We start from the raw sequence: 15,778 nt of genomic DNA, 5'->3' as shown, positions 1-15,778 counted from the left end.
CCCTAGTACGCGCCGTCCACGACCTCGCCGCCGCCGCGACCTCGGTGCGGCGCTGGACATCCACCGCCGGGCGGCGAGCCAACGGCACGCTGGTGCTCGCGCTGCCACCGTTCACCGAACAGCTCGAGCTGCTGCGCGGGCTGCGCACCCTGCTCGAACGCGACGGCGACCGCGTCACCGCCACGGGCTGGACCGACCTGATCGCGACCACGACACAGTTCGACGACACCTACCTGCAGGCGGTGCGCGACGAGCTGAGCGTGCTGCGCTTCGACCACGGCGTCGAGTTCGACGCGGGCCTGGGCACCGCCAACAAGATCACCGATGTCGTGGTCCACCGGCCACCACCCGCACGCCGGACACGATTCGGAACGTCGCGCGGCGCAAGCGTTTTCGACGCGATCGCCGACGGCGACGCCACCTCCGATCCGGTGATGCAGCTGAAGGATCACGCGCTGGCCGAACTCGCGGACGTGGTCGCCGCAGCCGCCGACGAGTTACACGCCTTCTTCCTGCGCCTCCGCGACGAAACCGCCTTCTACCTCGGCTGCCTGATCCTGCGAGACCACCTCGACCGCACCGCGATCCCCTACTGCCTGCCGCGCCCCCACCCGTCCGGCACGACGCGGCTGCACTGCCGCGGGCTGCGTGACATCACCCTGGCCCTGGGTCCCGCCCCCGCGACCGTCGCGGGTAGCGACCTCGCCGCCGACGGGCGATCGCTGCTGATCGTCACCGGCGCCAACAACGGCGGCAAATCCACGTTCCTGCGCAGCATCGGCGCCGCGCAGCTGATGATGCAGGCCGGAATGTTCGTCCTCGCCGAGGAATTCGCCGCCGACGTCCGCGACGGGGTGTTCACCCACGTCGTCGGCGACGAGGACCACACCCTGTCCTACGGCAAACTCGCCGACGAACTGGTCCGGATGAACGCGGTGGTCGACCGGATCGGGCCGCACGGGATGTTGTTGTGCAACGAGGCGTTCGCCTCCACCGGCGAACGCGACGCCGGCCGTATCGCCGGGCCGCTGCTGCGCGCGCTCACCGAGGCGGGAGTGAAGGTCGTGTTCGTCACCCACCTCCACGACTACGCCCGCACCCGCCACGCCGACGCGCACCCGGGCGATCTGTTCCTGCGCGCCGAACGCCGCGCCGACGGCACCCGCACCCACCGCATCGTGCCCGGCCCGCCCGAGCCCGGCGGTCACGGCTACGACCTGTGGACCGCCACCGAACTCGGCTGACGGCCGTGCCTCAGGCGGAGGGACGCAGACTGCTCAGCACCCGGATCGCATCCGACAGCGGGATCATGCGGCCGGGTTGTTCGGCGAGCAACCCCATCTCGATGTACTGGCGAATCAGCATCGACGGGGTGATGCAGTGTTCGGCGGCCGCCTCCCGGATCCGGTCGCGCAGATCCTTCGGCAGTTTCAGCGAGGTGGTGACCATGCCGCGTTCGATCTCCTCGCCGGTCGGCGGCAGTGCGGGCGCGGCGGCGGTGTCGTCGAATACCAGGGCGTCCACGACCGCCTGCGGGTCGGCGCCGGGCTTCGGTTCGAAGATGTGCTTGTCGGTCATCGGTTCGCCTCCCATGCGGTGTATTCCTCGAGCTGCTGCGGGCGCATCTGCGCGGCCATCACGATCTCCCAGGTGCCGGCCGACTCCGGCGACGGCCGCATCCGCAGCATCACCACCAGCGGACGTCCCGCATCGGTGCGGCCCCAGACGGTGGTGACGGGCAGCCCTTCCGGGGTGCAGGCCGGGCGCGGCCAGCGCCGCGACGAATACAGCACCTCCATCACCTCCCAGGGCGCCACCTCGGCACGAGCCAGGAACGAGTGGATTCCGATCCACCATGCGTACTCCACGCAGCCACCATAATACCCGCGTATTACCTACTCCGGCAGTGGTGACCGCCGCTGCGGCAGCACCACCGTGCGATCGAACGCCGCCGGATGGGCCGCGGCATGCTCGACCGCCGCCGCGATCTCCGCCAGCCCGAAGGTGGTGACCGTGTCATTCGACAGATCCAGCAGCCTTTCGCGCCCTCCCCCGGGCGGACAACGGGCTAACGGGTCACCAGATCAAGGTCCGCTCGGGTACCCGCACACAGGCAAAGAAGCGTTTGCCGATATCGCTGCCGTCGTGGTTGTAGGCGTTCATGATCTCGGCCAGCTCGTCGACCAGCTCCTGCAGCGCCGGGCTGGGATTGTCGATACCGCAGTCGCTGACCCAGCCCCACTCCCGCGGCACACCCTCGATGGTGACGATGATCTTGCCGACGTACGGCGTCGCGACCGAATAGGAGATCTCGATGGGAGCATCGCGGATCGGCGACCGTTCGGCCAGCTCCGCACGATGCTGCGGCATGCTGAAAATCTTGGCGAAAGCGATGTCCTGACTGATCATCTCGGCGATGCTCGCCAACGTGGCATGCCGGCCCACCCGGTGATAGCGGGGACCGTAGTCACGATCACCGCGCGGCCCCACCGCCTGCGGATGCTTGGCCAGGATGCGGTCGAGCATGCGCTGGGCGGCATCGCGTTCGGCCGCGCCGGTGGCGGGATGGTCGATCAGCTGGCGCAGCCGGGAAATCCGGGGGCTCAGGGCCGTTGACATGGTCGCGGTCCTCTCCTCGTCGTCGCACGGCAGCCGCGGCCGCGGTCGGTCAGGGCAGCGGATCGACCAGCACCTGATGGTCGATGCGTCGCAACATATCCGGCCGAGCGGTCAAACACGGCCAATTGCGAGAGACCGCCTCACTGGCGGCGTGTCCGGCCGCCACCAGACCATCGGCATCCGAGCGCCCGGCCAAAAGCGCCGCGACCCGAGACGCCGCGCCGGTGTCCAATCCGGTCACCACGGTATGCGGCAGCTCGAGCAACACCGCGAGAATATCGAGCCGATCCGGCCGGATCAGCGCCTGCCCCGCCGCCGCCACCGCCGCGGGCACCACGATGGTGTGGCCGGCTTCGGCCGTCGCCCACGCCACCGCGTGCACGTACGGCAGCCGCCGCGTCCAGCCCACCACGGCGGCGGTGTCGAACACCACGCCGCCCAGTGCGGCCGGGCTCACGCGGCGCCGGCGCTTCGCCGATCCAGATCCTCCGCCGACAGTGGCGGCAGGCCCTGCACCCGCCGGGCCTGATTCACCAACTCGAGCGGCGGCACGCCACCGAAACTGGACTCGATGGCATCCAGCGAGATATCGCGATCCATCCGATCCCGCAGCGCGGCCGACACATAGGCGGACAGATTGTCGATCCGCCCCGACGCCTTCCAGCGCTCCAGGGTCGATACATCATCCTTCGGCACCGAGATCGTCACCTTCTTCGTCTCCGCCATACCAACAGGGTACGTCAGTATGGCGGCCGGACGGCAGCGACTACCGGCCGAAGACCGTGGCATGGGCCTGCCGCAGCAGCTCGATCAGCTCCTTGCCCGCGGTCTCGTCCAGCGCCGCGAAAGCCGGGGCGATCAACTCGTCGGTCAGCGCCTCGGCCGCAGCCCAGCGCTCCCGCATCGCGGCGCTCACCTCGATGGCATCCACGCGCTCACCCCACCCGAACAGCCGCGCCTGCGTGGGCCCGTCGGTCCGCGGCGAACCGCCGATCAGCACCGCCTCGAACGGCGACAACCCCGTCGCCCGCACCGCCATCAGATGCAGGCCACCACGCAGCTCACGCAGACAATGGATCAACTGCAGCACCCGGCCCGCGGCATCCTCGGCGAGCGGCAACGCCCGCCAGCCCGCGAACAGGCTCACCCCCGCGACATCGGCGGTATCGGTCACCACCTGCAGCAATTCGGCCAGCCGGTCCGAGCCGTCGAATCCGGCGAGTTTGCGGCGGCCGAAACCCTGGCACGCCGCGAGATAGCCCGCCGCCGCCTCCGCCGGCGGCATCGCCACCGAATTCCATGCTGCCCGAACGGTTTCCGGCTCGAAGAACCCGAACGCCGCGGTCACCACATCGGCGTCCACCTCGCCGAGCACCCCGCCACGCCCGCGCGTATAGGGTCCGATGAAGCCGTCCACGCCGGTGGTGGCACCGAAGGCCTTGGCCTCGCGGGAGAACATGAACGCGCCCCCGATGGTCTGGATCTCGGATTTCACCGCGGCCGGCACCGACACGGCGGACCCCTTTCGACGAGAGCGACCGATCCGGCCGCTCGGCTTCTTCGACAATCCCCCGGAGCCTATCTCGCTTCAATCCACTAATGCCAGCTCCCGGCGGCAATCCACCGCCCCCGCGAACAACCCCCGAGCTAATCCAGCACCACACCGCCGCAACCCGCCCGCCCGCGAGACGGCCTCGCCACCGCCCCGGCCGCCCAACCCACCGGCCCGACGCTCGCGAGATTCCGCCGCCGCCGGCGACCGGCTTCCCAGCACCGCACGGTACGCACGAAATCCCGTATAACGTAACGGCATCGGCACGTTCCCCGGAATTCATGGGAGGATTCACCTATTCTCGGGTCCGGGCCCGGGTACCACCGATTTCGAAGCGAGCGAGGGATGACCGACAACCTCGGCGCGACCGCACCCGACCCCGGTGCCGACCGCGCCACCGCCACGCAGACCGCGCTGACGTCGCTCGTCGCCCGCTTCGCCCAGCAGTGGCAAACCTCCGGCGAACCGCCCGATCTGTCGGCCCACCTGCCCGCCGAACCCGCGCTGCGCCGCTCCGCGCTCATCGAACTCATCAAGGTCGACCTGCACGAACGCTGGCAACGCGACACCGACGCACCGCGCCTGGCCGACTACCGCGAACAATTCCCCGAACTCGCCGCCGCACCCCTGCCACCCGACCTCGTCTACGAAGAGATCAACGCCCGCAGCCGCCGCGACCACCACGCCGTCGACCTCGGCGAATACGAACAGGACTACCCCATCCAGATGGCCCGCATCACCGAAGGATTCGAGGACCTATCCCCCTCGGCACCCGGACTGCGCACCACCATGCTCGCCGACCCCACCGCCCTCGACGCACTCGACACCATCAACCCCGGCGCCACCGTCGACGACTTCGACCTGCTGCTACCCCTCGGCCAAGGCGCCTTCGCCCGCGTCTTCCTCGCCCGCCAACGCTCCATGGGACGCCTCGTCGCCGTCAAGATCTCCCACGACCGCGGCAGCGAACCACAAACCCTGGCCCAACTCGACCACGACCACATCGTGCGGGTCTTCGACCAACGCCAGATCACCGACCAGCGCCTCAAACTCATGTACATGCAGTACGTGCCCGGCGGCACCCTGCTCGGCGTCCTGCGCATGCTGCGCCGCACCCCACCCGCCCAGCGCAACGGGCAACTCCTGCTCGAAGCCATCGACGCCGCCACCACCACCGGCGGCGTCCTCGAACCCCAGCCCTCACCCACCCGCACCGAACTCGCCCGGCTCAGCTGGCCCGAAACCGTCGCCTGGCTCGGCAGCCGCCTCGCCGCCGCCCTCGACTACGCCAACCGCCGCGGCATCCTGCACCGCGACCTCAAACCCGCCAACGTGCTGCTCACCGCCGACGGCCAACCCAAACTCGCCGACTTCAACATCAGCTTCAGCCGCCATCTGCCCGGCGCCAACCCCGTCGCCTACTTCGGCGGCTCCCTGCCCTACATGGCCCCCGAACAACTCGAGGCCTGCCACCCCGAATTGGACACGACCGCTGCGGATCTGGATACCCGCACCGACCTCTACGCCCTCGCCGTCGTACTGTGGGAACTGCTCACCGGCCGCCTCCCCTTCGACGACGGCCACGACGCCGGCGAAACCGAAGAATCCCTGCAAGCCATGATCGACCGGCGCCGCACACCCGTCGCCGCCCGCTTCGAAGCCGACCTCCCGCCCGACACTCCCGCCCTGCTGCGCCACGCCCTGCTCACCTGCCTGTCACCCGACCCCGCCGACCGCTACGCCACCGGCGCCGACCTCGCCCAGCAACTCGACCTCAGCCAGGACCGCGCCGCCCGCGACCTCGTCGACCCGCCCACCCACAGCCTGCGCGCCCGCCTGCGCATGCGCCCCATGCCCGTGGTCACCCTCTCCAGCCTGCTCGGCCACCTGCTCGCCGGGCTCTACCTCGGCTCCCACAACCTGCGACTCATCCGCGACGCCCTCGGCCCCGACGCCGCCCACCAGATGGTGCGCCTCGGCATCGTCATCATCGCCATCGCCTACCCGATCGCCATCGCCGCCCTCATGTACTGGTGCCGCTCGGTGTTCGTGATACCCAACGGATTACGCCGCGGCAGACAATTCGACGCCGACACCCTCGCCCGCGCCCGCGCCGACACCCTCGCCTGCGGCGACCGCATCGCCGTGGCCACCTTCGCGGGATGGCTTGCCGCACTCGGGGTCTTCCTCGTCAAACTGCACACCCTCGGCGACGTATCCCCCGGCATCACCACCAGCCTCATCGCCTGCAATCTCGTCGCCGCCTGCGTCGCCGTCGTCTACACCTACTTCCCCGTCACCTACTTCGTCCTGCGCTGGTACTACCCGGGTCTGGTCGCCGCCGGCGCCACCACCCCCGCCGATGCCGCCATGCTCCGACGCATGGTGCACCGCAGCCGCATCTACCTCGGCGTCGCCGCCTGCGTCCCGCTCATCGGCGTCCCCGCCGGACTGGTCTTCCTCACCCCCGAGCAGCAACAGACCGTCATCGGCCCCATCGTCGGCCTCTGTGTCGGAGGACTTTTCGCCTTCCTCATCACCCTGCGCACCTTCTACCTACTCGAATCCGACCTCAACGCCCTCGACCGCATCCTCGACCCCCACCCCCACTCCTGACCGGCTGCGGTCACCCGACCAAGATCGGCTAATCTCGAGGCGGTGCTAGGACATTCACATGCGACCAGTGGTGCGCTCGCGTGGGCGGGAGCCGCTGCCGCGCTACCACTTTCGATTCTCACCTTCCCCGCCGCGCAGATCGGCCACCTCGGCACCGTCGACCTGCTCATGGGAACCTTCCTCACCGCCGGCGCCGCCCTGCTGCCCGACGCCGACCACCCCAGCGGCACCATCTCGCATGCGCTCGGACCGATCACGCACACCGCCTGCAAGATCATCTCCACCGTCTCCGGCGGCCACCGCCACGCCACCCACTCGCTGGCCTTCGTCGCGGCCGTCGCCTACGGCACCTGGGCCGGCGAACACTGGATCGGCCGCTGGTTCACCCTCGGCCTGGTCTTCTTCCTGCTCGCCCTCGCCGTACGCGCGCTGAACCTCTGCCCGCCCGGCGAAGGACTGCGCTCCTACGCCACCATCGCGGTACTCGCCGTCGCCGGCACCTTCGCCATGGACCAGTGGATCTCCGACAAACCCGCCTGGCTGCCGTTCTCCGTCGGCCTCGGCGCCCTCGCCCACCTACTCGGCGACTGCCTCACCGACCGCGGCTGCCGGCTGTTCTGGCCACTGGACATCCGCACCCGGATCCCGATCATCGACCGCACCGGCAACAAGGTCGAAACCTGGGTGATCTCACCACTGTTCGTGCTCGGCACCCTCGCCGCGCTCTGGTACGTCATCACCCACCAGCCCTAACAGCGTCACCGCGTCGCGGTCCGGGCTGCCCGGCTCGGCCTGGAACGCGACGAACCGCTGCCCGTCCGCCGCGGTCAGAATCTCCGACGTCAACTCCATCCGGCCCACCGCCGGATGCCGGAACATCCGCCGCGTACCGCGCTTGGCCCGCACATCGTAATGCGCCCACAGCGCCTCGAAATCCACCGTCGCCGCGCACAATTCATCCGTCAGCGCGGCCAGCTCCACCGGATGCGACCCCGCCCCCTGCACCACCCGCAGATGCGCCACACAGTCGCGCGCCATCCCCGTCCAATCCTCGAACACCGTCCGCGCCGCCGGATGCGTGAACACATACCGGATCAGATTGCGTCGCACCGGCTCCCACTCCTCGATCCCCCACAGCAGCCGCAACCCCTCCGGATTGGCCGCCAGCAGATTGCTCACCTGATCGAGCACGAAAGCCGGTGTGGGCCGCACCGATTCGAGCAGCAACACCATCCCCCGCCCCGCCGGCTCCACCGGCGCCGCCGCGGCGGCCGACCGTGCCCCCGCCAGCCGCGCCACCCGATGCAGATGCGCCGCCTCGTCGGAATTCAGCAGCAACGCCGACGCCAGCGCCGCCAGCACCTCCGGGCTCGGATTGCGGTCACGGCCCTGTTCGAGCCGGATGTAATAGTCCACGCTCAGACCCGCCAGCGCCGCCACCTCCTCGCGACGCAGACCCGCCGTCTGCCGCCGCCGCGTTCCCGGCGGCAGACCCACCTGCGACGGCTGCACCCGCGCGCGGCGCGCACGCAGGAAATCTCCCAGGGCCCGACGATCATTCACTCATCCAGTGTGCCCGCTTCCCAGCCACGCCGGGGTAGCCCCGCCGGGACCAGGCCACAGCCGGTCTCCCCGCCGCCCTCGCCGCGCCGCACCGTGGACCCATGACCGACACCACCCACACCCTCATCATCGGCGGCAGCTCCGGCATGGGCCTCGCCCTGGCCCGACGACTCCTGCCCGCCGGCCATCGAGTCACCATCGCCGCCCGCGACACCGACCGCCTGACCGCCGCGACAGCACAGCTCGGATATCCCGATCAGATCAACTCACAGCGCGTCGACATCGCCGAAGAAGCCTCCATCGCCGCACTTTTCGACACCATCGGCGCCATCGACCACGTCGTCGTCACCGCCGCCGACATGCGCCACGGCTACGGCCCGCTCACCGAACTCCCCGCACGCGACGCTCGCACGGTCCTCGACATCAAGGTGCTCGGGCCGTGGCTGGTCGCCAAATACGCGGCAGACCGGGTCCGCAACTCCCTCACCGTCACCTCCGGAATCGCGGCCTACCGCCCCGCCCCCGGCGGCTCGGTCGTCGCCACCGCCAACGCCGCTCTCGAGGGCCTGGTCCGAGCGCTCGCCCTCGAGTTGGCGCCGATCCGGGTCAACGCCGTCTCGCCCGGCTGGGTCGACACCCCGATCTGGGACGACTTCGCCGGCCCCGACAAACACGCCCGCCTCACCGCGATGGCCGCCCGACTGCCCGCCGGCCGCATCGGCCGTCCCGCCGATATCGCGGCCGCCTTCCACGCCGTCCTCGACAACGACTTCCTGACCGGCGAAGTCCTCCACGTCGAAGGCGGACACCGCCTGGTGTGACGAACGGCCCCCGCACATGGCGGCGCCCCGCACCACCCGTCATCGGCACCGCCACCACTGCGGTGCTGAATCGACGGATATGCGGGGCGCGCGCCCTGCCGGTCAGGCCAGCTGAGCCGAGACGATCGTGATCGGCTCCACCGGCACATCCTGATGCCCGGCCTTGGAGCCCGTGCGGACACCCTCGATCGAATCCACGACCGCGTTACCGTCGACGACCCGACCGAAGACCGCGTAACCCCAGCCGTCCTGACCCGGGTAGTTCAGGAAGTCGTTGTTGGCCGTGTTGATGAAGAACTGAGCACTGGCCGAATGCGGATCCGCCGTACGCGCCATCGCGACGGTGTACTTGTCGTTGCGCAGCCCGTTCTTGGCCTCGTTCTGCACCCGGTTGGGCGCCGGCTTCTGCTGCATATCGGCGGTCAGACCGCCGCCCTGCACCATGAAACCCGGAATCACACGGTGGAAGATCGTCCCGTCGTAGTGGCCGGACTTGACGTAGTCCACGAAGTTCGCGACCGTCTGCGGCGCCTTCGTCTCGTCCAATTCGAGGGTGATGTCCCCGGCTGATGTGTTGAGCAACACTGTGGTCATCCGGTCATCGTATGGCAGCCGCCCCCACCCGGCCGACAACCCCTCATCTCGGACACACGAAGCGACCTTGTTCGTCGTGTGCTGTTTTTTGTTTTCGGTGGTTGAGCTGGAAAATCTGCGGCGCGCAATAGCGGTGATACATAGTTAGATGCGCATATCTCCATCACATATTGTTTTCGGTGCCCATCACCGGAATGCCGCCCGACATCGCCTGGAGCGCCGGCGCCTCCGGCTGCGGGAACGGCCGGAACGGACTCAGGCCTCGTACAACTCCAGCGGCAAGTCGTCCGGGTCGAAGAAGAAACCGAAACGGCGACCGGTGAATTCGTCGACCCGGACCTCCTCCACGACCACTCCCCTCCCCCGCAGCTCCGCCAGGCCCGCGGCGACGTCTTCGACGGCGAAGGCGAGATGACGTAACCCGCACGCCTCGGGCCGCGACGGCCGCGCCGGCGGATCCGGGAACGAGAAGACCTCCAGTTGGGCACCGTCCGGTAGGGCGAGATCCAGCTTCCACGAACGACGTTCGGCCCGGTAGTGCTCCGCTACCACCCGCAGGCCGAGTACCTCGGTATAGAACGTTTTCGACCGCTGATAGTCCGATGCGATGATCGCCGCGTGGTGAATCCTCCGCAACTCCATCGCCCGACCGTAGCCACTCCGTCATGGCGGTGTTCGTTCCCGCCGAGTTGGTCGGTGGCCCCGCGGCGACATGATGGTCTGACATGTTTAGATGCGCATACGTCCATACCGGTATGTCGACTGCTTGCGGCTTTCGCTCGGCATTTGGCCGACCACTTCGGTCCCGATCAGGAAACAGTCTGCCGCCCGGTCACTTTCACCCGGCGGACAACGCCTCTTTCGCGGCAGCGATGGCTTGTTCCCGGTATCCCCCGCCGAACAGCACGACATGCACCAGCAACGAATACAGCTGATGCAGCGCGATCCGCTGTTCCGCGCCGGGCGCGAGGGGGAAGCGCTCCCGGTACGCCTCCAGGATGCGGTCGAGATGCGGAGCACCGAACAGCCGCAACATGGCCAGGTCAGTCTCGCGATGCCCCCCGTGGGCGGCCGGATCGATGAGCATGACCCCGCGCACGGTCCAGAGCACGTTGCCCGCCCACAGGTCGCCGTGAATACGGCACGGCGGTTCCGGCGGTCCGGCAAGTGCGCCGATCTCGTCGATCACCCGCTCGATGAGCCGAATACCGTTGCCGCCCAGCACCGATGCGGCGGCCGGCACCAGCGGCCGCAGTCGATACCGCGCATACCAGGGCCCCCACTCCCCCGCGACCATCGCGTTGTCCTGCGGCACGGTGGCGATACAACCTGTCCACGGGGCGCCGTACCGGTCGACGGTGTGGGTGTGCAGGTCGGCAAGCGCTGCACCGAACCGTTCCGCGGCCTCGCGGCTGGGCGCCACCGAGTTCAACCACGGCAAGATCAGGGTGCGGTCGTCGGCGCCCAGGACCTGTGGGATCAGATCGGCGGCGTCGGCCTCGCGCAGCCAGCGCAGTCCCGCGGCCTCGGCGGTCAAGGCGTGGTCCGCAGTCGAACCCGGTTCGCCCACAGCGCTTTTCACGAAGGCATCGCGTCCGTCGGCGAGCCGCACGCGATACAGGGTCCAGGCGTGCCCGTGGCCGACGGTGTGCTCGGCGACCACCGGCATGCCCAGCAACGGCTCCAGGTGCGCCGCGAGGTCGCTCACGAGGCGTAGACCGTCTGCCAGATCGCGCGCCCCAGCGCTCGGGCCAGCTGTTCGTCGTCCACCGGATGTCCGGCTCCGAAGGTGAAGTCGATGGCACGCTCGACCATGCAGGTCAGGGCGATGGCAGTGGCCTCGACCTCCAAATCGGCGGGAATCCGGCCGTCCGCGCGCTCGCGATCCAGCCGCAGGCGGACGAGTTCGGTGAAGCGCTGCACCCGCTCCTGCCAGTAGCGGCCCACGTCGCGGTCATAGCCCGCCACCTCGGTGAGCGCGCGCAGCACGCGATGGTGGGCCCGGGTTCCCGCGATCATCAGACGCATCGCGGTGACCACCCCGGCCTCGCCGTCGAGGTGATCCGCGGCCCACCACAGTTCGGCCGTGCGAAATTGATCGTCGGTCGCGAGGGCGGCCATCCGGATCAACAGTTGACTCTTGTCGGGAAAGTAGCGATAGAAGGTGGAGCGGGCGATATCGGCCTCGGCGGCGATTCGGGCCACCGGCAGCTCGGTGTAGGTGACACCCGTATCCAGCAGCCGGTCCACGGCCGCGAGCACCCGCCGCTCCACCGCGTCGCGCCGTTCGTCGCGCTCACGAGACCGCGAGCCGGGGCGGGTCAGCGACGCCATGTCGTGGGTTCGTCGAGGACGGCCATGGGCACATTGTCGCTCGAGTCACCAGGCAGTGCAGGCCACCCGGCCGTAACTCGGTCCGGCGACGCCTGGATTTGCCCCTGCCCGGTCCGATCGCGATCACAGCGGGCGCGACGTGCGGACTACACGGGGTTTGGGATTGCGCGCCTGCCGGCACGGCGGGGCCTGCGGTCGGAACCGAAGGACGTGACTGGCGGGATGGGAGGGCTGAAAAAGCACGCTATCTAGGTCACTGGCAGCCATGTTGCTTGGTCGGGGACGGTCGCGCGGTGCGGCCTCGCTGTCCCCACTGATGGAAAGATTGGCAGGCGATAGCTCGCTACGGTCGAGGCTGTTGTCGTATAGGGAGCAGGTCCGGTGATTTTCGACAGTCTCGATGTGTCCTACGGGCGGACATGGTGTCGATCCTTCGGCACAACTCATCCACAGCCGATCTCACGGGCGGTTGCCGCACGCTGTCATGCCGATGCCGAATACTATGCGGTGTTGTTGACTGCAGAGCAGCGCCCATTGGCGACGGTCGAGTTCATGCATAAGTATCAGGAAGCGTGGACCTGGCAGGTGCATCTGTTCGACGAACGCTCATTTCAAACGCACAGGGTCCACCTGACGACCTACTCGACAGGGTTACTTCGGATCGACGCCATCGTCCGGCGGCAGTGCTCGAGCGAGCAGCAGTACTTCGCCCGGGCGTGGGATCGCCTCGAGGTATCGGAGATCTCGGTTGATGGATTGATCGAGACCAGAACCTGGCTCAACGGATCCGATCTGGCTCGCCCCAGCCCGGATGCGCCGGCGGAGTTGTCCTCGGCGCCGATCGACGATCTGTTGATCCCGGCACCCGACTTCGGCGACTGGCATGTGTTCCTGCGGTTTCTGATCGAGTTCGGTCATGAGCCGGCCGCCACGGTCACCTTCAACGAGCCCGGCGTCGAGTTGCCGCAGGGACCGTTGCGCGCTGGTGAAATCGAGCAGCTGTTCACCACGGGTCCACGGGTCACTCCGGAAGGACCGGCTGTCGTCGAGCTCATCGGCGCGGGCAAGGTGCACGTCCCATCCGGGCAGCTGGCCGTGATGGACCCGCTCACATTCGACGAACCCGAGGAGGCCTGGCAGAGGATTACCATGCCGCCGGGCGTGTATCCGGTCACCGTGGCGGTCTGGCGGTTCGCCGACGTCTACCGCGGGTCGGTCACGGCCGCCGTCCGGGTGAGCGTGCTCGACACTCCTGTGAGCGTGTGGCAGATGTGTGTTCGGCCCGACCAGGACCCGGCAATGCTCGGCGACGGGGAGTTTCACGGGGTCGACTCCGACACCGGCATGATGGCCTTCTTCGACGCGGCCCGCCCCATGATCGAGAATGAATTCGGCGACGACGAGCTACTCGAGCGCGTCTACGAGGATATCGTCGCAGAACAGCCCAGCACCGAGACCCAGTCGAACCTGATCGCCGTCCGCACCGACAGACCCGACGGAGTCTATCCCGTCTGGATCGGGCGTACTGACGATGGACAGGTGAGCTGCGTGGTCCTCGACTTCCAGCTCTATCCCCCGCTGACGACGAATCTCACTGCCACCTGGTGACTTCCGCCGCCGGATCGAGTGGTCTCGCCGCCCGGCGTGGACTGTTCGGAGACTCGCCGGAAGGGCGAACTGCAGGTTTCGGAAGAAATGTGTGGCGACCTCACACAGATCTCACCGGTTTGTCGATGGCGGCGCTCACTCGCTGGCGTCGGGGTGTGGCTTCTGCGGCCGAACTCGCCGTCGATTTCAGGTCCACCTCCGTGACAGACGCCCTTCCTTCGTCTCAGAGTTGTCGGGAAGCGTTCTTGGGCTCAAAGGATCACTGCATCACTGCGTGGATGATCATGTCGGCGTGGAGGTTTGGGTGCGTGATTATGGATGTCTACTGCTCGTCAGGACGAGGTATGGCGCCGGTGGCGGGCTGGTGAGTCGTTCAGCGCGATTGCCCGATCGCTCGAGCTGCCGTTGCAGCATGTGCGGAGGTTTCTCGCTCAGACCGGTGGAGTTCGCCGGCCGCCGCCACAGCGGCGCAGCCAGCACCTGACGATGGCCGAACGGGAAGAGATATCCCGTGGCCTCGCCGCGGGCCGCTCGGCGCGGACGATCGCCGTGTGCTTGGGGCGTTCGCCGTCGACCATCTCGCGGGAGATCGCCCGTAACGGCGGCCGCGCGGACTATCGTGCCGCTGCGGCCGATCACCGGGCCTATCAGCGAGCACGTCGGCCGAAACCGGCCAAACTGGTGAGGAATACGAGGCTTCGTGCGCTGGTCGAGGAGAAACTCGCGACCTGTTGGTCGCCCGAGCAGATCGCCGGGTGGCTGCGGCGGCAGTTCCCTGGCGAGGAGTCGATGCGGATCTCCCACGAAGCGATCTACCTGACGTTGTTCGACCCGCGCCGCAAGGCGATCGACCGGACCCTGACCCGCCGTTTGCGCACCAGGCGGCCGATGCGGCATCCGAAGCGGGCTCGTCCACAGCGACCACCGGGGCGTCACCGCCTGCGACGGCGCCTGCGCTTTCGAGGCGGCAGCGGTGCTCGACACAGCTGATCATCAGCGGCAGATCCCATACCAGGGCGCGGCCCCGGTCCGGGTCTATCGCGCAGACCGGGCATACCCGCGGCCTGCACGGGTACGGCAGCCGGGCGCGTCCCATCGGGATTCGACGCGGCGGACGATGTCTCGGTCGATGGTCCCGGGCAGCAGCAACACTGCGCCCGCTCCAACACCCCCGTCCCCGGCGGCGCCACCCGCCGACGGGCTTGCGGGACCGGGCCGCGCCCTGACCCTCCCGCGCCGCCACAGGCTTCACCGGATCCAGCCTGCCGATCCGGGGCTGCACCCGGCACGAAATTTCGCGGTCCGAATTCGGCTTCAAGCACTGACAATTTGTGATAACAGCCACAAACAGCAGGTGGGCCGCGTTTCGTTCCCTGATGCGTCTCGCGAGAAACCGGCACTCGCGCTGAGGGTTTCAGCCGCCATCCGCACGGCGGTCCACGCACGGTGAACGCGGTCTGAATAAATGAAGTCTTTGAGTTCACTGTCTGTTAGCTGACCTCGTCTGTGATTCCTTCGTCCCTGAACCACTCCGTCTCGAGGTTCCGCAGAAATGATGATGAGGAAATTCGCCGCGACCGCCGCCATGCTGGTCGCCGCTGTCGGCGTCGCGGCCGGTACCGCCACGGCCGACCCTGCTGCCCCCGCGGCGCCCGAGAGCGTCTACTACAAGGCCAGCGTCGTCGACAACGACAAGGCCGTGATCAAGACCGACGGCGGCTCGATCGTCAACGAAGACGGCATGCTGAAGATCAAGGCCGCCAACGGCACCGTGCTCGCCGGCACCCCGCTGAGCTTCCGGGTCGACGACTTCGAGTTCCCGATCGCCGCCGACATCTCCGGCAACACCGCCACCCTGACCCCGCAGTACGACGTACAGCACGCGGTCTACAAGCCCGTCGCCCTCCCCTTCGAGGACTCGGCCCCGTGGAAGACCCCCTACGACCGTGAGACCGCCGCCTTCAACCGCCTGAAGGACACGATCTCCACCGGTGCCACCATCGGCACGCTGACCGGTGGTATCGGCGGCGCGGCCATCGGCTGCATCGCGGGCGCTGCCCTCGGTGTCGTG

General features: G+C 68.4%; 18 protein-coding genes. 7 read left to right on the top strand and 11 right to left on the bottom strand.

Annotation, left to right across the window (positions count from 1 at the left end):
• On the top strand, positions 1 to 1,244 hold a 1,244-nt coding region (locus IRT45_RS34405; RefSeq protein WP_194809941.1), incomplete at its 5' end, for a DNA mismatch repair protein.
• A 10-nt stretch (positions 1,245 to 1,254) separates the two neighbouring features.
• Here IRT45_RS34405 and IRT45_RS34400 read toward each other — a convergent pair.
• The 6 genes from IRT45_RS34400 to IRT45_RS34375 form a co-directional block, all read right to left on the bottom strand.
• Positions 1,255 to 1,578 (bottom strand): CopG family transcriptional regulator, encoded by a 324-nt coding sequence (locus IRT45_RS34400; protein WP_143860283.1) that lies wholly within the window; start codon positions 1,576 to 1,578, stop codon positions 1,255 to 1,257.
• On the bottom strand, positions 1,575 to 1,868 hold the full coding sequence (locus tag IRT45_RS34395; RefSeq protein WP_309241284.1) for a hypothetical protein: 294 nt from the start codon (positions 1,866 to 1,868) through the stop codon (positions 1,575 to 1,577). The genes IRT45_RS34400 and IRT45_RS34395 overlap by 4 nt, the downstream gene beginning before the upstream one ends.
• A gap of 208 nt (positions 1,869 to 2,076) precedes the next feature.
• Entirely contained in the window at positions 2,077 to 2,619 is a 543-nt protein-coding gene (locus tag IRT45_RS34390; protein WP_194809940.1) for a hypothetical protein, read from the bottom strand.
• A 49-nt stretch (positions 2,620 to 2,668) separates the two neighbouring features.
• Positions 2,669 to 3,076 carry a hypothetical protein gene (locus IRT45_RS34385; RefSeq protein WP_036508401.1) on the bottom strand — a complete coding sequence of 136 codons (408 nt, stop codon included), beginning with the start codon at positions 3,074 to 3,076 and terminating at the stop codon, positions 2,669 to 2,671.
• Complete coding sequence (locus IRT45_RS34380) at positions 3,073 to 3,345, bottom strand: hypothetical protein (RefSeq protein WP_030516981.1); 273 nt, start codon at positions 3,343 to 3,345, stop codon at positions 3,073 to 3,075. The genes IRT45_RS34385 and IRT45_RS34380 overlap by 4 nt, the downstream gene beginning before the upstream one ends.
• A gap of 40 nt (positions 3,346 to 3,385) precedes the next feature.
• A complete protein-coding gene (locus tag IRT45_RS34375; protein WP_194809939.1) occupies positions 3,386 to 4,132 on the bottom strand; it encodes a hypothetical protein in 747 nt (248 codons plus the stop codon).
• Between the two features lie 384 nt (positions 4,133 to 4,516).
• Between IRT45_RS34375 and IRT45_RS34370 the strand changes: the two genes are divergently transcribed.
• Positions 4,517 to 6,787, top strand: coding sequence for a serine/threonine-protein kinase (locus IRT45_RS34370; RefSeq protein WP_194809938.1), 2,271 nt, complete (start codon positions 4,517 to 4,519; stop codon positions 6,785 to 6,787).
• Positions 6,788 to 6,829: 42 nt separating this feature from the next.
• On the top strand, positions 6,830 to 7,540 hold the full coding sequence (locus IRT45_RS37915) for a metal-dependent hydrolase (protein WP_194809937.1): 711 nt from the start codon (positions 6,830 to 6,832) through the stop codon (positions 7,538 to 7,540).
• Here the strand turns inward: IRT45_RS37915 and IRT45_RS34360 are convergent.
• On the bottom strand, positions 7,478 to 8,350 hold the full coding sequence (locus tag IRT45_RS34360) for a helix-turn-helix domain-containing protein (protein ID WP_194809936.1): 873 nt from the start codon (positions 8,348 to 8,350) through the stop codon (positions 7,478 to 7,480). The genes IRT45_RS37915 and IRT45_RS34360 overlap by 63 nt on opposite strands.
• Positions 8,351 to 8,451: 101 nt before the next feature.
• Here IRT45_RS34360 and IRT45_RS34355 point away from each other — a divergent pair, with 101 nt between their 5' ends.
• Positions 8,452 to 9,171: an SDR family oxidoreductase gene (locus IRT45_RS34355; protein WP_194809935.1), complete on the top strand. Its 720-nt coding sequence runs from the start codon at positions 8,452 to 8,454 to the stop codon at positions 9,169 to 9,171.
• Between the two features lie 102 nt (positions 9,172 to 9,273).
• Here the strand turns inward: IRT45_RS34355 and IRT45_RS34350 are convergent, their stop codons facing one another.
• The 4 genes from IRT45_RS34350 to IRT45_RS34335 form a co-directional block, all read right to left on the bottom strand.
• Positions 9,274 to 9,765 carry a peptidylprolyl isomerase gene (locus IRT45_RS34350; RefSeq protein ID WP_039783114.1) on the bottom strand — a complete coding sequence of 164 codons (492 nt, stop codon included), beginning with the start codon at positions 9,763 to 9,765 and terminating at the stop codon, positions 9,274 to 9,276.
• A gap of 255 nt (positions 9,766 to 10,020) precedes the next feature.
• Positions 10,021 to 10,407, bottom strand: coding sequence for a VOC family protein (locus tag IRT45_RS34345; RefSeq protein ID WP_194809934.1), 387 nt, complete (start codon positions 10,405 to 10,407; stop codon positions 10,021 to 10,023).
• 196 nt (positions 10,408 to 10,603) lie between these two features.
• Entirely contained in the window at positions 10,604 to 11,473 is an 870-nt protein-coding gene (locus IRT45_RS34340) for a fructosamine kinase family protein (RefSeq protein WP_309241283.1), read from the bottom strand.
• Complete coding sequence (locus IRT45_RS34335) at positions 11,470 to 12,099, bottom strand: TetR/AcrR family transcriptional regulator (RefSeq protein ID WP_194809933.1); 630 nt, start codon at positions 12,097 to 12,099, stop codon at positions 11,470 to 11,472. The genes IRT45_RS34340 and IRT45_RS34335 overlap by 4 nt, the downstream gene beginning before the upstream one ends.
• Before the next feature lie 552 nt (positions 12,100 to 12,651).
• On the opposite strand from IRT45_RS34335, the gene IRT45_RS34330 reads away from it, so the two are divergent.
• The 3 genes from IRT45_RS34330 to IRT45_RS34320 all read left to right on the top strand — a co-directional run.
• Entirely contained in the window at positions 12,652 to 13,707 is a 1,056-nt protein-coding gene (locus IRT45_RS34330; RefSeq protein WP_194809932.1) for a DUF4241 domain-containing protein, read from the top strand.
• 486 nt (positions 13,708 to 14,193) lie between these two features.
• Positions 14,194 to 14,697, top strand: coding sequence for a helix-turn-helix domain-containing protein (locus IRT45_RS34325; protein ID WP_194809931.1), 504 nt, complete (start codon positions 14,194 to 14,196; stop codon positions 14,695 to 14,697).
• A 562-nt stretch (positions 14,698 to 15,259) separates the two neighbouring features.
• Positions 15,260 to 15,778: hypothetical protein (locus tag IRT45_RS34320; protein ID WP_194809930.1), on the top strand; the 519-nt coding region annotated here is incomplete at its 3' end.

The organism is Nocardia sp. BSTN01 (assembly GCF_015354405.1).
In the GTDB taxonomy this organism is placed as follows: Bacteria; Actinomycetota; Actinomycetes; order Mycobacteriales; family Mycobacteriaceae; genus Nocardia.
This window is presented reverse-complemented; position numbering and strand designations above follow the sequence as displayed.